This is a genomic window from Mycolicibacterium alvei (assembly GCF_010727325.1).
GTDB lineage: Bacteria > Actinomycetota > Actinomycetes > Mycobacteriales > Mycobacteriaceae > Mycobacterium > Mycobacterium alvei.
In genome coordinates, this window is sequence record NZ_AP022565.1 from 1,977,879 (window position 1) to 1,999,601 (window position 21,723).

Sequence of the window (21,723 nt, forward strand, 5' to 3'; positions counted from 1 at the left end):
GGCTGAACCAATGCGACTAACATCGAACATGTGTTCGAATTGCTGGATCAGGCGGCGCTCGGTGAACTCACCGACGCCGCACTGATCGACACCCTCGAACACCACACCCGCGCCGAAGCCATCCACGCCGCCACACGCCTGGCAGCCATCGCCGAGATCGTGGCCCGACACTGCGACGATGAAGACGAGATTTCCGCCCACTGTGCGATCGACGGCTGGGAAACTGCCACCGCGGCGGTCGGCGCCGCCTGCAACCTGAGCCGCGGAGCCGCCTCCGCCCAGATGCGTATCGGCCAAGCACTACGCGAACGACTCCCCAAAGTCGCCGCCGACTTCGCCCATGGAGAAATCTCGGCGAAAGTGATCTCCACGATCACCTGGCGCACCCAACTCGTCACCGACGACGACGCCTTGGCATTGATCGACACCGCCCTGGCCGGCGCCGCCACCACCTACGGTGCCCTGACCGCCACCAAGACCGAACAAGCCATCGATGTCTGGGTGGAAAAATTCGACCCCGCCGCCGTGCGCAGAACCCGCACCGCCGCGCGAGATCGTGATATTCATTTCGGTGACCCTGACGATCCCAACGGCACCGTCTCCATCTGGGGACGGCTCCTGGCCACCGACGCGGCCCTGCTCAGAAACCTGCTCAACACCATGGTCCGCGGAGTCTGCGACAACGACCCACGCACCCTCGGGCAACGCCGCTCCGACGCACTGGGCGCCATCGGCGCCGGAGCCGACCACCTCACCTGCCAGTGCAACAACCCCGACTGCGACGCCACCGGCGTCGACCCCCGCTCCCGCGCCGTCGTCATCCACCTGCTGGCACAGATGCTGCCCACCAGGGCCGATGACACCCACAACGACGAGGGCGATGACCACGCGGGTTCTGATGCGGCAGTCGAGACGCCCATCGACGAACCCGCCGGCTCTGCTCAACCACCCCGCGACCCACGCATCCATGGCAAACCGGCCCTCGCTGGCCGCGGGGCGGACGGCACACCCGCCGTATCCGGCAGCCCCGCAGTCATTCTCGGTGGCGGGATCGTGCCCGCGCCCCTGCTGGCCGAACTGATCGCCACCGGAGCGACCATCAAGCACCTCACCAACCCCGAAGACCTCACCACCGAATCTCGGTACCGGCCCTCAACAAAACTCGCCGCATTCGTCCGGATGCGTGACCTCGTGTGCATGTTCCCCGGGTGCGGAGTAGCCGCCGACCATTGCGATCTCGACCATTGCGACCTGTGGCCGACCGGAGCCACCCACCCCGGCAACCTGGGGCCGAAATGCCGCACCCACCACCTCATCAAAACCTTCAACACCGGTGAGGGTGGCTGGACCGATGTTCAACACCCCGACGGCAGCCACACCTGGACCGCACCCACCGGCCACACGTACCACACCACACCGTTCAGCCGAATCCTGTTCCCGGACAGGATCACCCACACCATTACCCACACCCCGGCCCCGCACCGAGCTCCGACGCCCACCGGCCCCGCCAACCGGCACATGAAAATGCCGGTCCGCCAACGAACCCGCGAACAAACCCGCACCCAACGCATCAACACCGAACGCCGGCTCAACGCCGAACTCGACAAACCCCCTCCGTACTAATCGAATCCCGATGACGCCGCGGATGTTTCGGCCTTCACGCATGTCGGTGATGGCCTCGTTGATCTGATCGAGCTTGATCACCGAGTGCTCGGAGAGGACAGCGTATTCGGAGAAGGTGCCGAGCTGGCCGAAGGCCAGCAGGTCCTCGTCGCCAGGTGACGCCGGATGGTGTTGTCGGTGACCGTCTCCTTGACCATCATCATCGCCCCGTTGTCGCAGAGGTACGTCATCCCCGCCTACCCCATCTAGGCTCGCTTGCATGCCTGACCCACAAGCCACCGAACCGCGGCCTACCAACTGGGCCGCCGGCCGCTACCAGGCCGTCGCCGAACAGATCGCCGTCATCGCCGATGAGGTCGTCGCCACCGCCGACCGGCTGCGGCCGGTCCGTGGCACCACTCTGGTCGACCTGGCGTGCGGCACCGGAAGCGCCGCGCTAGCCGCCGCCGAGGCCGGCGCCGAGGTCACCGGTGTGGACCTCACCGCCGAGCTGATCGCCATCGCCGCCGAGCGTCCAGGAGCGGAAGCAGTGCGGTGGGTGGTCGCCGATGCCGCGCACACCGGGCTGCCCGACGGCGGGTTCGGCACTGTGGTGTCGAACATGGGCATCATCTTCGTCGAGCCCACCAGCCTGGTCGCCGAGGTCACCCGGCTGTTGAACCCGGGCGGGATCTTCGCGTTCTCGACCTGGATCCGCGATGAGACCGGTAACCCGTTCTACAACCCGATCATCGAAATTCTGGGCCGGCCGTCGGCCGCCGTGTATTCGCCCGATCAGTGGGGCGACCTGGAAATCGTGCAGTCGCGGCTGACCGCGGGGTTCGACCAGGTCAGTTTCAAGACCGGCTCACACACTTGGCAATTCGAGTCCGTCGAGTCCGCAGTGCGCTTCATCTCCGACGAGTCACCGATGCATGTCGACCTGCTGGGCCGACTGGACGAGACGACGCGCGACCGTCTGCTCGATGCGTTTGCCGCCGCATTGAGTGCGCAGGCCGACGGCGAGGGCCGAGTCTCCTTCGGGGCGCCTTACGCGGTGGTGACCGCCCGGCTGCGGTGGTGAAACAGGTCGGTCCTCCGAAGAGCGGTCATTCTGCCTGATAGAGGATTCCGCGCCCGATCGCCTCACGTACCTCGGGCAGGGCGGCCTGCGCCAGCGCGTCGGCATTCACTCCGTGATGAGTGGCCAACAGCTGGAGCAAGGTCCCCAACGGCACCTCGCCGCGGCAACCCGCCAGCAGCGCCCGCAGCACCTCGTCGACCCCGATGACCGCGGCCGGGCCACCCGGGCGGCGCACCGCGGCCCCGACCTCCTGCCAGCCCTGCGGTCCGGGCAGCGACTGTGCCTCCAGAAAGACCGGCGCCGTGGAGAGCCGGGCCGCCAGCAGCGTGTCGTCGGACGTGTCACGCAGGTAGGCCCGCCGGGCGAAGAAGGCGTCCACCTCGGCGCCGGTGACCGCCTCGTCGGCACCGGTGATCTCCTCGAGAATCTGCTCGGGCGGTTCGCCATCACGCGGGACCCGCAGCGAGATCATGCCCATGCCGATACCGGCGATGCCCTGCTCGGTGAACCAGTCGAGCCACTGCCCACCACGCTGCGCCTGCCGTTCGAGGTCCTCCCCGGCATCGGCCAGCCACAGCGACACATAGCTGACCGGGTCGGCCAGTTCACGCTGCACCACCCAGGCATGCAGACCGGTGCCGGCCAGCCAGCCGCGGACCCGGTCGCGCCAATCTGGACCGTCACGCACGATCCAGTTCGCCATGATGTGCGCGGTACCGCCCGGCAGCAGATGATCGCCCACCTGCTCGATCAGGCTCTGGCACAACGCATCTCCGGCAATGCCAGAGTCGCGGTAGATGTAGTCGCGGGTACCCGAACCGACCACGAACGGCGGATTGGAGACAATCAGATCGAAACGCTCGCCCGCCACCGGTTCGAACAGGCTGCCGTGGCGCAGGTCCCACGACATACCGTTGAGCCGCGCGGTCATCGCCGCGAGCGCCAACGCCCGCTCGTTGGTGTCGGTGGCGACGATCTCGTCGCAGTGTGCGTCCAGATGCAGCGCCTGAATACCGCATCCGGTGCCGAGATCGAGGGCGCGGCCGACGGGGTTACGCGTGACGGCACGGGCCAGTGACACCGATGCCCCGCCGATCCCGAGCACATGATCGTGACGCAACGGGCCCCGCCGCACCGCAGCGTCCTGATCGGACACCACCCAGAAGTCCCGGGTTCCGTCACTGTGCGGGCGGATGTCGAGGGCCGCCCGCACCGTGGAGCCGTTGAGTTCCAGGACACCGCTCGCTGTCAGCGTCTCCAGGCTGATCGACGGGAACGCCGCCTCGACGTCCTCCCGCGACTCCTCGGTCCCGAGCAGCAGCAGGCGCACCAGCACGCCCAGGCGCTGCCGATCGGCCGGTGCGGCGTGGGTGACTCGCAGAACCGGCCACCACACGCCCCGGCCGAGCGCGGCGTTGGCGTCGGGGCCCAGCAGTTCGGCCACCCCGTCGGTGGTGAAGCCGGCCGACCGCAGATCAGCGCCGATCGCATCCACCACGCCGACATCGATCCCGCTCAAAACAACCCCATCTCTTCGGATTCGGCCGGCTCGATGAGCTCGGGGCCGTTGTTGCGGACACTGTTGACCAGTCGCGACACCTCACGAACGGCGATCCGGTCCAGGTCTCCGTGACCACGCAGCAGTCCCTCGTCGATGGGGGCGTCGGGATCCATCCAGCGGTCCCAGTCCGGCGCGCTGATGGTCAGCGGCATCCGGTCGTGGATCTCGGCGATGGGACCGGCGGCGTCGGTCGTGATGATCGTGCAGCTGAGCAGGGGCGGCGCGTCTTTCGGTGCGCCTTGCGGACGCCACGTCGTCCACAGCCCCGCCATGAACAGCAGCTCACCGTCGGCGCCGTACAGGTAGTACGGGGTCTTGGCTTTCTTACCGGGATTCGGCTTCCACTCGTACCAGCCGTCCATCGGGATCAGACAGCGCTTGTTCTTGGCGGAGTTCCGGAACGCCGGTGAGGTGGTGACCTTGTCGGCGCGGGCGTTGATCAGCAGGGGCCCCTTGGTATCTGGACCGCCACCCTCGGCGGTCTTCACCCATGGCGGGATCAGCCCCCAGCGCATGGACCGGACCCGCCGGGTCGACTCGTCCTCGGGCTCGGCGTGCCGTTTGACGACGCCGGAGATGGTCGTCGTGGGAGCCACGTTGTAGTTGGGGCCGGAGCTTGCCGTGCTCTCCGTGCTCGCCGCAGTCTCATCGAGGGCCTGGATTTTCTGCGCCAGCAACGCAGGATCGGTGGTCACCGCGAAACGTCCACACATAGTGCCCATGGTTGCAGAGTCCGTGGACAAGGCAGGATGTAGTGCGTGAGCGCACGTGAGGAGCAGATGACACATTGGCCGGCTCCGTCGGCCACGGTCCCGGTCGACGCCACAGTGACGGTGCCCGGTTCGAAGTCGCTGACCAACCGCGCGCTCGTGCTGGCCGCTCTGGCCACCACACAGGGCCCCTCGACGGTTCACGGCGCGTTGCGCAGCCGCGATACCGATCTGATGATCGACGCCATTCGCACCCTCGGCGTCAGCGTCATACCCGCCGAACATGACGACACCGAGTTGACGGTCACCGGTCGCATCGCACCGGCCCCGGATGCGCGGGTCGACTGCGGACTGGCCGGCACCGTCCTGCGGTTCGTGCCTCCGGTCGCCGCGTTGGGCACCACCTCGGTCACCTTCGACGGCGACGAGCAGGCCCGGGCCCGACCGATCTCGCCGCTGCTCAATGGGCTACGCGGCCTGGGAGTCGACGTCGACGGGGACGCGCTGCCGTTCGCGGTGCGCGGCCGCGGCGCCGTGGCCGGCGGCACCGTCGAGATCGACGCGTCGGGGTCCTCGCAGTTTGTCTCGGGGTTGTTGTTGTCCGGTGCGACATTCACCGACGGGCTCACCATCGTGCACACCGGGACCTCGGTGCCCTCAGCTCCGCACGTGGCAATGACGGTGGCGATGCTGCGCGACGCCGGCGTGCAGGTCGATGATTCGGTCCCCAACCGCTGGCGGGTGTCCCCCGGGCCGGTCGCCGCGCGGGCCTGGCACATCGAGCCCGACCTGTCGAATTCCACACCGTTTCTCGCCGCTGCGATCGTCACCGGAGGAACAGTGCGGATCGCCGGCTGGCCGTCGGCCAGCATCCAGCCCGCCGACACCATCCTCGATCTGCTGGCGAAGGTGAATGCGACTGTTCACCAACGTGATTCATACCTGGAAGTCAGTGGCACCGAAGACTACGACGGGTTTGACGCCGACCTGCACGATGTCGGCGAGCTGGCCCCCACCGTGGCCGCGCTGGCCGCACTGGCCGCTGACGGCTCGACGTCACGGCTGCGCGGCATCGCACACCTGCGCGGGCATGAGACCGACCGGCTGGCCGCGCTGACCACCGAGATCAACGGACTCGGCGGCGACTGCCACGAGACCGAGGACGGTCTGCTCATCACGGCCCGCCCGCTGCACGGTGGGACCTGGCGGTCCTACGCCGATCACCGGATGGCCACGGCCGGGGCGATCATCGGCCTGCGGGTGCCCGGTGTGGCGGTGCACAACATCGAGACCACGGCCAAGACCCTGCCCGATTTCCCGCTGATGTGGGAACAGATGCTGACGGGCGGGAAGTAAACCACCTTGGGAGCGCGGGAATACGACGAGTCCGACGTCCGGATCAGGCCGGGTAAAGGCTCGCGTCCGCGCACCAAGAACCGCCCCGACCATGCCGATGCCCGGTCCGCGATGGTGGTGACCGTCGATCGCGGCCGATGGGGCTGCGCCCTCGATCGCGACCCGCATCACCGCGTGGTCGCGATGCGGGCCCGGGAACTGGGCCGTACCCCGATCGTGGTCGGCGACGACGTCGACATCGTCGGTGATCTGTCCGGTCGGCCGGACACCCTGGCCCGGATCGTGCGCCGCGGTGAGCGTCGAACAGTGTTGCGCCGCACCGCCGATGACACCGATCCGACCGAACGGGTGGTCGTCGCCAACGCCGATCAGCTGTTGATCGTGGTGGCGCTGGCCGATCCGCCGCCGCGTACCGGATTCGTCGAACGCGCGTTGATCGCCGCGTACGCCGGCGGGCTGAGACCGGTGCTGTGCCTGACGAAATCCGACCTGGCCGCCCCCGGGCCGTTCGCGGCACAGTTCGCAGATCTGGACCTGTCCATTGTCACCGCGGGCCGCGAGGATCCGCTCGATGCGGTCGCACCGCTGCTGACCGATCAGGTCACCGTGTTCCTCGGGCATTCCGGCGTGGGAAAGTCCACTCTGGTGAATCGCCTTGCCCCGGAGGCAGATCGGGCTACCGGCGAGGTGTCCGGAGTGGGCAAGGGCAAGCACACCTCCACCCAGTCGGTGGCGATCCCACTCGATGGCCAGGGCTGGGTGATCGATACCCCCGGGATCAGGTCCTTCGGCTTGGCGCACATTCAACCCGACGACGTGATCAGGGCGTTCTCGGATCTGGCCGGCACCATCGAGGACTGTCCGCGCGGCTGCGGCCATATGGGCGCGCCCGCCGATCCCGAATGTGCGCTGGACACCCTGACCGGACCGGCGACGAGCCGCGTCGCGGCGACCCGACACCTCTTGACCGCTCTCCGGGAAGCCTGACCTGCGTCGACATCTCGGCGACTAGGGTCGCTGACTATGGCTACTTACGTTCTCACCGGCACCGCCTCCGGGCTTGGGGCGGCAACCAAGAAACGGCTGGAATCGGACGGACATCGGGTGATCGGCATCGACCTGAGCGGTGCCGACGTGAACGTGGACCTGAGCACCCCGGACGGGCGCAAGGAGGCGATCGCCAAGGTCAACGAGCTGGCCGGCTACGGTATCGAGGGTTTCGTACCGTTCGCCGGACTGGCGGCCGCCACCGGCCGTCCGGCGAGCCTGTTGATCGCCGTCAACTATTTCGGTGCGATCGAGCTGCTGGAAGGCCTGGCCCCGCTGCTGGCCGGCCGGGAGAACGCATCGGTGGTGCTGATCAGCTCGAATTCGACTACCAGCCAACCCAATTGGCCGGTTGAGCTAGCAGATGCGTGTCTGGCCGGCGATGAGGTAGGCGCCAACACCGTCGCCTCCACGTATGGCGACTACGCGGCGCTGCAGGCTTACCCGGCGACCAAGGCCGCCCTGGCGTATTACGCCCGCACCAGGTCCGCGGAGTACATCACCGAGGGCATCCGGCTCAACGCGATTGCACCGGGGCTCATCGAGACACCGATGACCCAGGAGGGTCGCACGGACCCGCTGACCGGCGAGGGGATGGAGCAGTTCCTCAAGACCATCCCTGCCGGGCGCGGCGGGCGGCCCGAAGAAGTGGCGGCGCTGGTGGCGTTCCTGCTGAGCCCCGAGGCGAGTTATTTCGTCGGGTCGGTCATCTTCATCGACGGCGGCACCGACGCGGCGTTCCGCGGCAAGGACTGGCCAAAGGTGTGGGAACCCAAAATGTGACGGGTCAGGACTTGGCCTGGCCGGCCGCGGCTTGCTGCTGCTCCTTCTCGGCCTGCTGCTTGGCCTCCGCAATGGCGGCGCGTCCCTCCGGGCTGGCCGCGGAGTTGCCCGGAGTCTTGGCCGAGGCCACCGCCGCATTGCAGTTGAGGTCGAGCAGTTCGGTGTCGGTGACCGGCGCGAAGTTGTCACCCTTGTGCCAGTGCGCCTTCTCCGAGTGGGTCACCACGCAGTCGTCGTCGGACAACGAATCACCCGAGCGGGCCGCGACGACACCCTTCATGCCGGCGGCGGCCAGCTCCGACTGCACGTCGGAGTATTTCTTCCCCGCATAGTCGTCGGCGGCGGCGATCCCGGTGGCCAACACACCTATCGGGACGGCCGAGGCGCCCACCACCATGGCGGCCGCGATCAACTTCTTCACGAGCGACAGAGTATGAGCGACGGCTGCCAGAACCCTGGGAGTGCCCTACCAATACGCCCAATGTGAAGAAGGTGTCGAGAAATCAACGATTTCTCGACACCTTCTTCACATTCGACAAGCTCAGCGCTGGCGCCAGCCCCGCACCGTCGCGATGGCCGACTTCAGGCCACGGCGACGTCCGGTGTCCGGATCAGTGACGCCGTACCCGTCGAGCTCGGTGAACATCCGCTCGCTGCGGGTTTCCGGGGCGTTGTCGGCCGTGTCCTTCAGGAACCGGTCCGGCAGCGACAGTTTGGCGATCGTGCGCCAGGTCTTGCCGTACTGCACCAGGAACGGTCCCGTGGTGTAGGGCAGGTCGTACTTGTCGCACAGCTCCCGCACCCGGACCGAGATCTCGGCGTACCGATTGCTCGGCAGATCCGGGAACAGGTGATGTTCGATCTGGTAACTCAGGTTGCCGCTCATGAAGGCCAGCGCCGGACCCGAGTTGAAGTTGGCGCTGCCCAGCATCTGGCGCAAGTACCACTGGCCGCGACTCTCACCGACCATGTCGGTCTTGGTGAACTTCTCTGCGCCATCGGGGAAATGGCCGCAGAAGATCACTGCGTTGGCCCACACGTTGCGGATCACGTTGGCTACCGCGTTGGCCTTCAGCGTCGACTTGTAGGTCGCACCCGGCGACAACGAGGTCAGAGCGGGCCAGGCCACGTAGTCCTTGAAGAGCTGTCCGCCTGCCTTGACGCCGAACTCGCGCACGCGGATGAGCGTGGCCTTACGGTCGTCGCGCCCCTTGGAGATCTTGCCGAGTTCCAGGTGCTGTAACCCGACGCCCCACTCGAAGCCGATCGCCAGCAGTGTGTTGAACAGCAGGTTGCCGTAGAGGTTGAACGGCTTCCACCTGGCATCCCGGGTCACGCGGATGACGCCATAGCCGACATCGTCGTCCATGCCGAGGATGTTGGTGTACTTGTGATGCATGAAGTTGTGGGTGAACCGCCAGTGCTTGGACGCCCCGCTCATATCCCACTCCCACGTCGAGGAGTGAATCTCGGGGTCGTTCATCCAGTCCCACTGGCCGTGCATGACGTTGTGGCCGATCTCCATGTTCTCGATGATCTTGGCCACGCCCAGGGTCACGGTGCCCGCCCACCACGCCGACCGCCGCGAACTCGCCGCCAGGATGGCGCGGCCCGTCAGATCGAGGGCACGCTGGGCGGCGATGGTACGACGGATGTAGCGCGCGTCGCGCTCACCGCGGGAATCTTCGATGTCCTGACGGATCGCGTCTAGCTCGATGCCCAGATGCTCGATGTCAGCATCGGTGAGATGCGCGAATGCTGGAACGTCGGTTACTGCCATCGTCACCTCCTCTCAATTACCTACGGTAGCGTAACCTACGATCCCGTAGGTTACCAGCCAGTAAAGTTTAGACGTCCAAGACGCAGTCGCCGGAAGCCGCCGAAACACACGTCTGAATCCGGGTGCCCGGGTCATGCTCGACGCCGGTGCGCAGATCGCGCACATGCCCTTCGACCAGGCCCACCACACACGACTGACAGATACCCATTCGGCAACCGAACGGCATCTGAATTCCGACCTGCTCCCCCGCATCCATCAACGGCGTCGCGCCGTCGACCGCGATCTCCTTGCCGCTGCGCTCGAACGTCACCGTGCCACCGGCCCCGTGCGGGGCGGCCCGCGACACCGCAAAACGTTCCAGATGCAGGCTGTCGGGGAGGCCCGCGGCCGCCCAGACGCGTTCGGCGTCGTTGAGCATGCCCTCCGGCCCGCAGGCCCACACCTGGCGCTCCCGCCAATCCGGGACCACGTCGCCGATCTGCGCCAGATCCAGCCTGCCCTCGGTCCGGGTGCCGCGCAACAACAGCCGGTAACCAGGATGCTCCTCGTGCAGCGTGGCCAACTCGGCAGCGAACAAGACGTCGGATTCCGTTGGCGCCGAATGCACATGCACGATGTCGGTGATCTGACCACGGCGCACCAGAGTGCGCAGCATCGACATCACCGGGGTGATGCCGGAGCCTGCCGTTACGAACAGCACCGACGCCGGCGCCGGATCGGGCAGGACGAAGTTGCCCTGCGGTGCGGCCAACCGCACCACGGTTCCCGGCTGCAACCCGTCGACCAGATGCGCCGACAGGAAGCCCTCGGGCATCGCCTTGACCGTGATCGCAATGGTGCGCGCTCCCGCCGAAGCGATCTTGTCCGGCGTCGAGGTGAGTGAGTACGACCGCCAGCGCCAGCGCCCGTCCATGAGCACGCCGATCCCGATGTACTGGCCGGGCTGATAGTCGAACGAGAATCCCCAGCCCGGTTTGATCACCAATGTCGCGGAGTCGGCCGTCTCCCGCCGCACCTCGACCACCCGACCGCGCAACTCCCGCGCCGACCACAACGGGTTGGCGAGCTTGAGGTAGTCATCGGGCAGCAGCGGCGTGGTCACCTGGCCGACGATGCGGCGAAGCGCATGCCAGCCGGGACGCCGGTCGGCGCCGGCGACGGTAGGACGGACAGTATCGGCCACATTGGCCGAGACCTTGATGGAGTTCTTGGCCATGAACCTACGGTACCGTAGGTTACTGCCCCGTAGCTAGTCGGCAGCCTGCTCCCGAAGGTCAGGACGCCAACGTGTTCTTGTAGGTTTTCCCGTCCTTCATGATCACCGTGAAATTGCGTTCCGGATCGGCGACCAGGTCCAGGCGGGCCAACGGATCACCGTCGACCAGCAACAGATCCGCCAGTGCGCCCTCCTCGACCACGCCCAACTTTCCGGCATACGGGCTGCGCTTGCCCGACAGCGCCAACAATTCGGCATTGGTGGCGGTGGCCATCGTCAACGTCTCGGCGGGCGAGAACCACTTGCCCAGTCCCGCCAACAGTGCCCCCTGTCTGACCGCCAGTTGCGGCGAGAACAGGATGTCGGTGCCGAACGCCGTCTTAAGCTTGTACTTGCGGGCCAACTGGTAGACGTTGTTGACGCCGTCGACGATCTCCTTGGCCTTCGCGGCCTCGTCGGAGCCCGGTGGGAACGCACCGATCATCTCGGCCGGGATGGGCTGCGTGCTCAGCCAGATGTTCTTGTCCGCCATCTCTTTTGCCGTCGCCTCATCCATCAGATGAGCGTGCTCGATGCAGGTGACACCGGCGCGGATCGCCTGCTGGATGGTCTGTGGGGTGTAGGCATGCACCGCCACATAGGTGCCCCAGTTGCCTGCCGCTTCGGTGGCCGCCCGCAGTTCGGGTTCGGTGAAGGTGGTGACGTCGAGCGGGCTGTGCGGGGAGGACACCCCACCCCCGGCGGTCAGCTTGATCTGTGACGCGCCACCGAACAACTGCTCGCGGGCACGCATCCGCACCTCGTCGGGACTGTCGGCGACCATCGCGGCGCCGAGTTCCTCCTGACGCGACGGCGGGCCACCCGGGTTGCGGGGCAGGTCGGCAGGTGAGCGGAAGTCACCATGGCCACTGGTCACGGTGATGATCGCGCCCGACGGGAAAATTCGCGGACCGTTGATGACGCCTTCGTCGATCGCCTTCTTGAGACCGAAACTCGGACCGCCCAGATCGCGGACCGTGGTGAACCCGCGCATCAACGTGTCGTTGGCCTCGGCGCCGGCCAGCAGGTTGAGGTACCCCGGATCCAAGGTCGTCAGCTGTGTCACCGGCGGTCGAACCAGCATCGTGTGCCAATGGTTGTCGATCAGACCCGGCATCAACGTGCGACCGCCGCCGTCGATCACGGTGGCAGCCGGGTCAGCCGGCAGCGCGTCGGTGGAGATCAGTTCGATCCGGTTGCCCTTGACCCGCACGTTCGACGGTGCCGACAGCCGATCACTGTGGCCGTCAAAGATTTTGACGTTGCGGAAGTCAGTGGTCGTCACTGCGGCTCCAGCAGGCACCGGCGGGGCGCCCCCAACAGCCCGAATCCGCGCATCGAAAAATCCCCCGTCTGTCGGTCAGAGCAGTTCCAGCAGGAACGGCAATTCCTGCGGGGCGTACCACGCCAGGTCGTGATCCTGGGCGTCTCCCACCGTGAGTTCGGCGTCCTCGTCCCCCATGTCCGCCTCGTCGATGACGTCGACGGCGGCCAGCACCGCCGACTCCGCATCGGCGTTGTCGACGTACACCGCGACCACGGCGTCGATCGGCAACGGTCCGGACAACCGCACCACGGCGTCGTCGAGGTCGGGGCGAATTGTGACCTCCACCTGCGTCCCCGCATCGGCCACCACCACCGCGCGGCGCGGCGGGAGACCGGAGCCCGGCTGCAAATCCGTACCCCCGAGCAGGCGCAATGAGGCCAACGCGGCTTCCCGCAAGGCCACCTCGGCGAGTTCGTCGTCGTCCCCCTCGGCATAGGCCTCCCGCAGCGTCGGGGTGACCGCGAAGGCGGTTCCGTTCACGACGAGCAGGTGGCGATCGGCGACGAGCTGCTGCAGGGCGACCAGGGTCGTCGGGATGTAGACGCGCACACCGCGAGGTTAATCGCCCGCGTCGTCTCTGCGGTCGTCGGCGTGCGGGTCCTTCTCCACGGAGATGACGAAATCATCGCCGTGCTGGGTGACACCGGAGACCACCGCATCGTTGACGGCGTCCCGCGCGTACTGGCGGCGCACCACCAACGGATCGCGCCTCAGGTCGCGCACGAGTGCCACCGCCAGACCGACCATCACCACAACGAACGGCAACGCCGCGATGATCGTGATGGTCTGCAGTCCGGTCAACGCGTCGGCCCCACCGACCAGCAGCATCACCGCCGCCACCGCACCGGTGGCCACACCCCAGAAGATCACCGTGGCGCGGGTCGGTTTGATGGTGCCCCGCTCGGACAACGAACCCATCACGATCGAGGCGGCATCGGCGCCTGACACGAAGAAGATGGCCACCAGGACCATCACCACAATGCTGGCGACCGTGGCGATCGGGTACTGGTCGAGCAGGCTGAACAACTCCTGCTCGATGCTGCCCTTCCCGGCCAGGTCGGCGCCGTTCTGCTGCTCGCGGATCGCCGCGCCGCCGAACACACAGAACCACACCAGGGACACCACGCTGGGCACCAACAGCACCCCGGTGATGAACTGGCGGATGGTGCGGCCGCGGGAGATCCGGGCGATGAACATGCCGACGAACGGGGTCCAGGAGATCCACCACGCCCAGTAGAAGATCGTCCAGGTCTGCAGCCAGGTGTTCACCGCGTGGCCCTCGGCCCCGGTACGCGCCGACATCATCGGCAGCTGCTGGAGATAACTTCCGACCGAGGTGGGGATCAGGTTGAGGATGAACACCGTGGGGCCGACGACGAAGATGAACAACGCCAGCGATACCGCCAGCACCATGTTGATGTTGGAAAGCCACTGTATGCCGCGGGCCACGCCGGACACCGCCGACAGCACGAAGGCGACGGTGAGGATCGTGATGATGACGACCAGCACGGCGTTGCCGGCTTCACTGATCCCGGCCACGATGTGCAATCCGCTGCGGATCTGCAGCGCGCCCAGCCCCAGCGAGGCAGCCGACCCGAACAGCGTGGCGAAGATCGCCAGCATGTCGATGACTTTGCCCCACGGGCCGTTGGCCCGCTCCCCGAGCAGGGGTTCGAACGCCGCGCTGACCAACTGCAACCGGCCCTTGCGGTAGACGCCGTAGGCGATGGCCAACCCGACGACCGCATAGATCCCCCACGGGTGCAGGGTCCAATGGAACAGCGTGGTCGCCATCGCGGTCTGCGTCGCGCCGGCGTTGCCGGCCGGGCCGGTCATCGGGGGCGGAGTGACGAAGTGCGACAGCGGTTCTGACACTCCGAAGAACATCAGGCCGATCCCCATACCGGCGCTGAACATCATCGCGACCCACGACACCGTGTGGAATTCGGGTTCTTCCCCGTCGCGGCCGAGCGGGATGTTTCCGTAGCGGCTCATCGCCAACCAGATCACGAACACCACGAAACCCGATGCGGTGAGGACGAACAGCCACCCGGCGCTGTTCATCACCCAGGCCAGGGCACCCGAGGAAGCCGAGGCCAGGGAATCGGTGCTGAAGAATCCCCAGATCAGAAACCCCGACGCGATCAGTGCGGTGACACCGAAAACCACCCAGTCGACACCTTGACGGCGGGTGTAGGCCTGCTGTTCGACCGGAACATCGAGGATCGGGTGCGGCACCACGTCGCCGGTCGGCGATTTCAGCGCCTTCTGCGTTGCTTGCTTGGCTTCGTGCGTGTGCTTGTCAGATCTACTTTTTCGTATCTCAGCCGGCATGATCAATTCATCAGACCGCGAATTCCAGTCCAGGTCAAACACCTCAGGCGTTTTGCCAGGGTTACTTGGCGGCCTCGAGCAATTCTTCGAGAGATTCCCGGAAAAGGCTGGGCAACACATCGACGTCACTCATCGCGTCACGGTCGGCATTGATCCCGAAATACAGCATGCCGTCGTACGACGTGACTCCGATGGCCAGCACCTGGTTCTGCAGCAACGGCGGCACCGCGTAGGTCTCCAGGAGCTTGGTGCCCGCGACATACATCTGCTTCTGGGCCCCGGGCACGTTGGTGATCAGCAGGTTGAACAGCCGCGCCGAGAAACCCGTCGCCACCCGAATGCCCATGGCGTGCAAGGTCGGCGGAGCGAATCCGGACAGGGTCACGATGGTGCGCGCGTCGACCAGACTGGCTGCGGTGGAATGCGATTCGGTCGCATGGGCGATCTGCGACAGCCGGACCACAGCGTTTCCCTCGCCGACGGGAAGATCGACCAGGAACGGCGATACCTCGCTGATCGCCTGGCCCGGCCCCGTGGAGTCCAGTTCGGCATCCGGGTACACCGACATCGGCGCCATGGCCCGCACCGTGGTCATGGGGGTCACGGGCTCCCCGCGCGACAGCAGCCAGTTGCGCAGGGCGCCGGCCACCACCGCCAGGACGACGTCGTTGATGTCGCAGTTGTAGCGGGCCCGCACCAGCCGGTAATCCTCCAGCCGGTGCTGGTCCACCGAGAAGCGGCGGTTGCGCGACACCGTGGTGTTCAACGGACTGCTCGGCGCGGTGCCCCGCGCCACCGTGCGGGCCACGTCGGCTACCCGTCGTCCCACCGCCGCCAGTTCGCTGGCGCTGGTGGCCACTTCGGTCACGGTGTCGCGCACGGCAGCGAGCTGACTGGTCGGCCGGGTGATCCACTCCCCGATCGCGCCGAGAACCAACTGGCTGTCACTGGGTTCGCGGGCCGGAATCCAGATGTCCTCACCGAACTCCGGCGGCTTCTGCGCGCGATCGACGATCACGTGCCCGATCTCCAGCGCGGTCATTCCGTTGACCAGGGCCTGGTGGGTCTTGGTGTAGATCGCGAGGCGGTTCTGGGTCAGCCCTTCGACCAGGTACATCTCCCACAGCGGACGGGTTCGGTCCAGCGGCCGTGAGCCGAGCCGGGCGATCAGGTCGTGGAGCTGGGCGTCGCTGCCGGGAGACGGCAGCGCCGAGCGCCGGATGTGATAGGTGATATCGAATTCCCGGTCGTCCACCCACACCGGCCTGGCCAGGCCCAGCGTTACCTCGCGCACCTTCTGCCGGTACCGCGGAATCTGCGGCAGGCGGCGCTCGACGGTCTCCAGCAGGGTCTCGTAGCTCAAGCCGGCACGCGGCTTGCGCAGGATCGACAGGGACCCGACGTACATCGGCGTTGCGGTGTTCTCCAGATGGAAGAACGCTGCGTCGGAGGCCGACAGTCTGCTCACCATGCGGCGCCTACCTCCCCATCTCGCTCCGCTCGAACCCCGTCACGGTAGCTGGCGATTCCGCCCGTCCGCATCACGGGTAGACCGCGCGTCAATTTCGTCTCGGCGGCTGCCGCGCACATGAGGTGCTTTCGGCACGCCGAACCCATGCGATCATGGGTAGGTCTGCACCTCTCCAGCAGATGTCGTCCGCGATGCCGACCGCTGGAGGTTGTCTGTGCCCACCCCGAAGCGCCTGCCGCTGACCGCCCCGGTGATCGACTGCGAGCCGCCCGCACTGCTGTTGGGAGGCACATCGGTTGACGTGTCGGCAGCGCCGACGCCGTGCCCGGCACCGACCGTGCTACGCGGGCACAGCCCGCGCCGATTGCGGTTGGTCAGCCCCGAAACCGATCGACAATTACCGCCGGGCGCCGCGCAGTTCGCCGACATGGCCCTGCGCCGGGTCCTTGAGGTCGTCGACCGTCGCAGGCCGCCGTCCCAGCTGAAATCGTTGATGAGCCAACTCCTGCTCGACGCTGTCATCGCTTCCACCGCGTCCCGCCACCCCACCACCGCCAACCTGCGCCGGGTGGGGCTACGCCCGGCGGCCTCACCCGAGGCCGCCGAGCTGTTCGCTACCTATACCCGCGGGCCGCGGGTACTCGCCATTGCCGGACGTATCGAATCACGCAGTGGCCGTTGGCAACTCACTGCGCTACAGCTCGGCTAGTCCTTGCGGTGCGACTTCGACGGCCGACCCGTCTTGGCCTGCTTGCGGGCCGCCTCGCGACGCTCACGCCGGGTACCACCGGACTGTGCAGAATGCCGCCCGCCACCGCCGGAGCGCTGTACCTCCGCCGTGCCGTCCTCGGACGGCCCGGTGTAGGTCAGTGGCGGTGCGTCATTCTCGATCCCCTTGGCACGCAATGCAGGCGCCGGACGCTCCTTCGTGGCCACCGCACCCGACTCCGGATCGGCGGCTGCGGCCTCGTTGGCCTTTGCTGCGGCAGCCGCGGCGAACTCGGCCAGCCCACTGGGTGCGGCCACTGGCGCGACGGCAGGTGCCGGCGCGGCCTCGACCTGCACGTTGAACAGGAACCCGACCGACTCCTCCTTGAGCGCGTCGAGCATGCCGACGAACATGTCGTAGCCCTCGCGCTGGTACTCGACCAGCGGATCGCGCTGCGCCATCGCCCGCAGGCCGATGCCCTCCTTGAGGTAATCCATCTCGTAGAGGTGCTCACGCCATTTACGGTCGATCACGTTGAGCAGGACGTTGCGCTCCAACTGACGCATGGCGCCCTCGCCCGCCAGTTCCTCGAGCTGCTTCTCGCGCTCGGCGTAGGCGCGGTCGGCATCGGCGATCAGCGCTTCGAGCAGTTCCTCGCGCGTCAGCTCGCCGGGCTCCCCCACCGCGTTGGAATCGAGCAGGTCGTGGTGGTCGATCCCAACCGGGTACAGCGTCTTGAGCGCCTCCCACAGCTTGGCCAGATCCCAGTCCTCGGCGTAGCCCTCGGCGGTGGCACCGTCGACGTAGGCGGTGATCACATCGACGAGCATGTCGTGCGCCTGTTCCTGGAGGTTCTCGCCCTCCAGAAGCATCCGCCGCTCCTTGTAGATGACCTTGCGCTGCTGGTTCATCACCTCGTCGTACTTGAGGACGTTCTTGCGGACCTCGAAGTTCTGCTGCTCGACCTGGGTCTGCGCGCTCTTGATCGCGCGGGTCACCATCTTGGCCTCGATCGGCACATCGTCGGGGAGGTTCAGCCTGGTCAGCAGCGACTCCAGCGTCGCGCCGTTGAACCGTCGCATCAACTCGTCACCCAGCGACAGGTAGAAGCGGGACTCGCCCGGGTCGCCCTGGCGGCCCGAACGACCACGTAGCTGATTGTCGATACGCCGGGACTCGTGACGCTCGGTGCCCAGCACGTAAAGCCCACCGGCCTCGGTGACCTTCTCGGCCTCCTTGCTGGCCTCGTCCTTGATAGCCGTGAGGGTTTCGTCCCAGGCGGCCTCGTACTCCTCGGGTGTCTCCACCGGGTCCAGGCCCTTTTCGCGCAGCCGCTTGTCGGCCAGGAAGTCGGCGTTGCCGCCGAGCACGATGTCGGTACCGCGACCGGCCATGTTGGTGGCGACGGTGATGGCGCCGAGCCGGCCGGCCTCGGCGATGATGTTCGCCTCGGACTCGTGGTACTTCGCGTTGAGCACATTGTGTGGAATCTTGCGCTTGGTGAACTGCCGCGACAGGTACTCGGAGCGCTCGACGCTGGTGGTGCCGATCAGCACCGGCTGGCCCTTTTCATAGCGCTCGGACACGTCGTCGACGACCGCGATGTACTTGGCTTCCTCGGTCTTGTAGATCAGGTCGCCCTGATCCTGACGGACCATCGGCCGGTTGGTCGGGATCGGCACCACACCCAGCTTGTAGATCTCGTGCAGCTCGGCGGCCTCGGTCTCGGCCGTACCGGTCATGCCGGACAGCTTGTCGTAGAGCCGGAAGTAGTTCTGCAGGGTGATCGTGGCCAGCGTCTGGTTCTCGGCCTTGATCTCGACGTGTTCCTTGGCCTCGATCGCCTGGTGCATGCCCTCGTTGTAGCGGCGGCCCAGCAGCACGCGGCCGGTGAACTCGTCGACGATGACCACCTCGCCGTCGCGGACGATGTAGTCCTTGTCCCGCTGGAACAGCTCCTTGGCCTTGATCGCGTTGTTCAGATAGCTGACCAGTGGCGAGTTGGCCGCCTCGTAGAGGTTCTCGATGCCCAGCTGGTCCTCGACAAACTCCACGCCCAGCTCGTGTACACCGATGGTGCGCTTGCGGATGTCCACCTCGTAGTGGGTGTCCTTCTCCATCAGCGGTGCCAGTCGGGCGAACTCGGGGTACCAGGTGGAGGCGCCGTCGGCGGGTCCGGAGATGATCAGCGGGGTACGGGCCTCGTCGATCAGGATGGAGTCGACCTCATCCACGACGGCGAAGTTGTGGCCGCGCTGGACCATGTCCTCGGTGGAGTGCGCCATGTTGTCGCGCAGATAGTCGAAGCCGAACTCGTTGTTGGTGCCGTAGGTGATGTCGGCGGCATAGGCCGCCCTGCGCTCCTCGGGGGTCAGGCCCGAGAGGATGACCCCCACGTCCAGGCCCAGGAACCGGTGCACGCGACCCATCCACTCGCTGTCGCGTTTGGCCAGGTAGTCGTTGACCGTGACGACGTGCACGCCCTTGCCGCTCAGCGCGTTGAGATAGGCGGGCAGCACCGCGGTCAGGGTCTTGCCCTCACCGGTCTTCATCTCGGCGACGTTGCCGAAATGCAGCGCCGCGCCACCCATGATCTGGACCTGGAAGTGCTTCTGGGACAGCACCCGCCACGCCGCTTCACGGGCCACGGCGAACGCCTCGGGGAGCAGGTCGTCCAGGCTCTCGCCGTCGGCGATCCGCTTCCTGAACTCGTCGGTCTTGCCTCGTAGTTCGGCGTCGGAGAGCTTCTCCATGTCGTCGGACAAGGTGTCGACGTAGTCGGCGACCTTCTTGAGGCGCTTGACCATGCGGCCTTCACCGAGACGGAGCAACTTCGACAGCACGCTATTTCCCCTGTGGGTTCGTGGTTATGAGTCAGGACCCATGATAGTGGTCGCGCCGAACCCGCTGGTTCTGCCAGGGGCCAGACGCAAAATCGCACCCCGGATGTTCCGAGGTGCGATTCTGCTGGGGGCCCCTCCCGCTTGCGGGGGACTCCCCCGGTGTTCAGGCCAGGCGGATCAGCCCGTAGTCGTAGGCATGGCGGCGGTACACCACCGACGGGCGGTCACTCTCCTTGTCGTGGAACAGGAAGAAGTCGTGGCCGACCAGCTCCATCTCGTAGAGCGCATCGTCGACTGTCATCGGCTTCGCGGGGTGCTCCTTGGTCCGGACGATCCGGCCCGGCTCATGGTCGTCGAGACCATCCGACAATCCGGCATCCGCCGTCGCCGTCGGCTGCTTCTCGAACAGCGCATCGTGCGCGGTTGCTTCGGACAGCGAGACCGGGGTCTTGTCGCCGTAGTGGATCTTGCGGCGGTCTTTACCCTTTCGGAGTCTGCTCTCAAGTTTGCCGGCTGCGGACTCCAGTGCGGCATAGAAGCTGTCGGCGCAGGCCTCGCCGCGCACCACCGGGCCACGGCCGCGGGCCGTGATCTCGACGTGCTGGCAGTTCTTGCGTTGACGGCGGTTGCGTTCGTGGTCGAGCTCGACGTCGAACAGGTAGATGGTGCGGTCGAATCGCTCCAGGCGCGACAACTTCTCCGAAACGTACGTGCGGAAGTGGTCTGGAACTTCGACGTTTCGACCCTTGACCACAACCTCTGCGTTCGGCTCCGGGGTGGTGTCACCGACCTGCTCGTCGGGGTCGACCACCATGGTGGCGCTGGTGTCCGGGGAATGGGTTGACATACTCGGCAACTCGTTTCTCTCAGCTGTCACACGCATCGCGCGTGCCCTACTTCTCAACGAATCGTGATGGTGCCGGTGGGCCGAATAGTTTGCTCCACCCATCGGCGCAAGGTGTGGGGTACTCACCTCCTACCGTATGCGGTGAAGTGGCGCTGCGTTTCTCTGAGCGCCGCCGTGAGTCGTTCACGGGTGGTTGCTGCCGACGGTAGTCCGTGTTCACCCACTCGTGCCACCAATTCCAGATACGTGTTCTCAGTTCTTCATGTGGGTTTGATCCCAGCGCAATGACGCGCACGTCAAGCGTGCGAAATCGCCAGCACGGCAGACACGTCGACTCCGGCGTTCGTGAGCATCCCGACCGACTCCGCCGCGGTGGCTCCGGTCGTGACAATGTCGTCGACCAGCACCACCTCACCCGCGACCGGCCGGATCAGACGCACCCGGCCGGCGATGTTGCGCTGACGGGCGGCACCGGACAAGCCCACCGAATCACGCACCCACGGCCGCAGGCGCAGCGCGGGCACGACGGAAACACCGGGCAGCCCGTCAGCCGCCGCCATCGCGATCCGGTGGACCGGATCGCCGCCGCGCCGACGTGCCGCGAGCCGGCGGGTGGGTGCCGGCACCAGGGTCACCGGAGTACCGACGACGCCCCAGGTCAGCAGGTGCTGCAGGCCGACGTTCAGGGCACCGGCCAGCGGGGCCACGAGGTCCATGCGCCCCTTTTCTTTGGCGGCCACGATGACGCGCCGACGAATACCCGCGTGGCGGCCCAATGCGAACACCGGCACTCCCGGATCGGTGCGCGGGGTAACCAGATGCGGCTCGTCGTCACCGACGGCGAGGTGCCCGGCACACGCCGCACACCACCGGGTCGACGGCGCCCCACAGCCACCACACTCCAGCGGCAGGATGAGGTCGAGCATGCCGGCAGTCTGCGCGACGGGGGCGACACCCTCGAGGTCCACCTCGCCGGTTTCTACCTGAGGGTCGCGATCCCGGGGAGGCGCAACC

18 protein-coding genes and 1 pseudogene are annotated in these 21,723 nt (G+C 66.6%); 6 read left to right on the forward strand and 13 right to left on the reverse strand.

Going from position 1 to position 21,723, the window contains the following annotated elements:
- The first annotated feature begins 30 nt into the window (after window positions 1-30).
- On the forward strand, window positions 31-1,623 hold the full coding sequence (locus G6N44_RS09460) for an HNH endonuclease signature motif containing protein (RefSeq protein WP_235682983.1): 1,593 nt from the start codon (window positions 31-33) through the stop codon (window positions 1,621-1,623).
- Window positions 1,624-1,686: 63 nt separating this feature from the next.
- On the opposite strand, the pseudogene G6N44_RS29970 reads toward G6N44_RS09460, so the two are convergent.
- Window positions 1,687-1,856 (reverse strand): annotated as a pseudogene (locus tag G6N44_RS29970) (alcohol dehydrogenase); the annotation flags it as partial.
- A 26-nt stretch (window positions 1,857-1,882) separates the two neighbouring features.
- Between G6N44_RS29970 and G6N44_RS09465 the strand changes: the two are divergent.
- A complete protein-coding gene (locus tag G6N44_RS09465) occupies window positions 1,883-2,686 on the forward strand; it encodes a class I SAM-dependent methyltransferase (protein ID WP_163663409.1) in 804 nt (267 codons plus the stop codon).
- Window positions 2,687-2,711: 25 nt separating this feature from the next.
- Here the strand turns inward: G6N44_RS09465 and G6N44_RS09470 are convergent, their stop codons facing one another.
- Window positions 2,712-4,205 (reverse strand): DUF7782 domain-containing protein, encoded by a 1,494-nt coding sequence (locus G6N44_RS09470; protein WP_163663411.1) that lies wholly within the window; start codon window positions 4,203-4,205, stop codon window positions 2,712-2,714.
- The gene (locus tag G6N44_RS09475) at window positions 4,202-4,960 is read right to left on the reverse strand and encodes an SOS response-associated peptidase (protein WP_197907497.1); all 759 of its coding nucleotides are present in this window, start codon (window positions 4,958-4,960) and stop codon (window positions 4,202-4,204) included. The genes G6N44_RS09470 and G6N44_RS09475 overlap by 4 nt, the downstream gene beginning before the upstream one ends.
- Window positions 4,961-5,026: 66 nt before the next feature.
- On the opposite strand from G6N44_RS09475, the gene aroA reads away from it, so the two are divergent.
- Genes aroA through G6N44_RS09490 form a run of 3 tightly spaced genes read left to right on the forward strand, consistent with a single transcriptional unit; the run spans window position 5,027 to window position 8,143 of the window.
- Entirely contained in the window at window positions 5,027-6,313 is a 1,287-nt protein-coding gene (aroA, locus tag G6N44_RS09480) for a 3-phosphoshikimate 1-carboxyvinyltransferase (protein ID WP_163669777.1), read from the forward strand.
- Window positions 6,314-6,319: 6 nt separating this feature from the next.
- The gene (rsgA, locus tag G6N44_RS09485) at window positions 6,320-7,300 is read left to right on the forward strand and encodes a ribosome small subunit-dependent GTPase A (protein ID WP_163663415.1); all 981 of its coding nucleotides are present in this window, start codon (window positions 6,320-6,322) and stop codon (window positions 7,298-7,300) included.
- A 36-nt stretch (window positions 7,301-7,336) separates the two neighbouring features.
- Window positions 7,337-8,143 (forward strand): SDR family oxidoreductase, encoded by an 807-nt coding sequence (locus tag G6N44_RS09490; protein ID WP_163663417.1) that lies wholly within the window; start codon window positions 7,337-7,339, stop codon window positions 8,141-8,143.
- Window positions 8,144-8,147: 4 nt separating this feature from the next.
- On the opposite strand, the gene G6N44_RS09495 is transcribed toward G6N44_RS09490, so the two are convergent.
- From G6N44_RS09495 to G6N44_RS09525, 7 genes are all read right to left on the reverse strand, one after another.
- Window positions 8,148-8,564, reverse strand: a complete 417-nt coding sequence (locus G6N44_RS09495) for a hypothetical protein (RefSeq protein ID WP_163663419.1) — start codon at window positions 8,562-8,564, stop codon at window positions 8,148-8,150.
- 120 nt (window positions 8,565-8,684) lie between these two features.
- Complete coding sequence (locus G6N44_RS09500) at window positions 8,685-9,923, reverse strand: fatty acid desaturase family protein (RefSeq protein ID WP_163663421.1); 1,239 nt, start codon at window positions 9,921-9,923, stop codon at window positions 8,685-8,687.
- 67 nt (window positions 9,924-9,990) lie between these two features.
- Complete coding sequence (locus tag G6N44_RS09505) at window positions 9,991-11,139, reverse strand: ferredoxin reductase (protein WP_163663423.1); 1,149 nt, start codon at window positions 11,137-11,139, stop codon at window positions 9,991-9,993.
- Between the two features lie 58 nt (window positions 11,140-11,197).
- Window positions 11,198-12,463 (reverse strand): metal-dependent hydrolase family protein, encoded by a 1,266-nt coding sequence (locus tag G6N44_RS09510; RefSeq protein WP_197907499.1) that lies wholly within the window; start codon window positions 12,461-12,463, stop codon window positions 11,198-11,200.
- A 75-nt stretch (window positions 12,464-12,538) separates the two neighbouring features.
- Entirely contained in the window at window positions 12,539-13,054 is a 516-nt protein-coding gene (locus G6N44_RS09515) for a DUF6912 family protein (RefSeq protein WP_163663425.1), read from the reverse strand.
- A 9-nt stretch (window positions 13,055-13,063) separates the two neighbouring features.
- Window positions 13,064-14,839: a BCCT family transporter gene (locus G6N44_RS09520; protein ID WP_163663427.1), complete on the reverse strand. Its 1,776-nt coding sequence runs from the start codon at window positions 14,837-14,839 to the stop codon at window positions 13,064-13,066.
- A gap of 61 nt (window positions 14,840-14,900) precedes the next feature.
- Window positions 14,901-16,310 carry a WS/DGAT/MGAT family O-acyltransferase gene (locus tag G6N44_RS09525; RefSeq protein WP_163663429.1) on the reverse strand — a complete coding sequence of 470 codons (1,410 nt, stop codon included), beginning with the start codon at window positions 16,308-16,310 and terminating at the stop codon, window positions 14,901-14,903.
- Between the two features lie 214 nt (window positions 16,311-16,524).
- Between G6N44_RS09525 and G6N44_RS09530 the strand changes: the two genes are divergently transcribed.
- On the forward strand, window positions 16,525-17,019 hold the full coding sequence (locus G6N44_RS09530; protein ID WP_235682984.1) for an Rv3235 family protein: 495 nt from the start codon (window positions 16,525-16,527) through the stop codon (window positions 17,017-17,019).
- On the opposite strand, the gene secA is transcribed toward G6N44_RS09530, so the two are convergent.
- The 3 genes from secA to G6N44_RS09545 all read right to left on the reverse strand — a co-directional run bounded on the left by secA (window position 17,016) and on the right by G6N44_RS09545 (window position 21,635).
- Window positions 17,016-19,862 carry a preprotein translocase subunit SecA gene (gene secA / locus G6N44_RS09535; RefSeq protein ID WP_163663434.1) on the reverse strand — a complete coding sequence of 949 codons (2,847 nt, stop codon included), beginning with the start codon at window positions 19,860-19,862 and terminating at the stop codon, window positions 17,016-17,018. The genes G6N44_RS09530 and secA overlap by 4 nt on opposite strands.
- Before the next feature lie 163 nt (window positions 19,863-20,025).
- The gene (gene hpf, locus G6N44_RS09540) at window positions 20,026-20,709 is read right to left on the reverse strand and encodes a ribosome hibernation-promoting factor, HPF/YfiA family (protein ID WP_163663436.1); all 684 of its coding nucleotides are present in this window, start codon (window positions 20,707-20,709) and stop codon (window positions 20,026-20,028) included.
- Window positions 20,710-21,005: 296 nt separating this feature from the next.
- Window positions 21,006-21,635 carry a ComF family protein gene (locus G6N44_RS09545; RefSeq protein ID WP_163669779.1) on the reverse strand — a complete coding sequence of 210 codons (630 nt, stop codon included), beginning with the start codon at window positions 21,633-21,635 and terminating at the stop codon, window positions 21,006-21,008.
- Window positions 21,636-21,723 lie beyond the last annotated feature (88 nt).

Coding starts and splice junctions, on each gene's coding strand:
- G6N44_RS09475 (WP_197907497.1), bottom strand. CDS start 4,960: ATGTGTGGACGTTTCGCGGTGACCACCGATCCTGCGTTGCTGGCGCAG.
- G6N44_RS09545 (WP_163669779.1), bottom strand. CDS start 21,635: ATGCTCGACCTCATCCTGCCGCTGGAGTGTGGTGGCTGTGGGGCGCCG.
- G6N44_RS09525 (WP_163663429.1), bottom strand. CDS start 16,310: ATGGTGAGCAGACTGTCGGCCTCCGACGCAGCGTTCTTCCATCTGGAG.
- G6N44_RS09500 (WP_163663421.1), bottom strand. CDS start 9,923: ATGGCAGTAACCGACGTTCCAGCATTCGCGCATCTCACCGATGCTGAC.
- G6N44_RS09520 (WP_163663427.1), bottom strand. CDS start 14,839: ATGCCGGCTGAGATACGAAAAAGTAGATCTGACAAGCACACGCACGAA.
- G6N44_RS09505 (WP_163663423.1), bottom strand. CDS start 11,139: ATGGCCAAGAACTCCATCAAGGTCTCGGCCAATGTGGCCGATACTGTC.
- G6N44_RS09490 (WP_163663417.1), top strand. CDS start 7,337: ATGGCTACTTACGTTCTCACCGGCACCGCCTCCGGGCTTGGGGCGGCA.
- hpf (WP_163663436.1), bottom strand. CDS start 20,709: ATGTCAACCCATTCCCCGGACACCAGCGCCACCATGGTGGTCGACCCC.
- G6N44_RS09465 (WP_163663409.1), top strand. CDS start 1,883: ATGCCTGACCCACAAGCCACCGAACCGCGGCCTACCAACTGGGCCGCC.
- aroA (WP_163669777.1), top strand. CDS start 5,027: ATGACACATTGGCCGGCTCCGTCGGCCACGGTCCCGGTCGACGCCACA.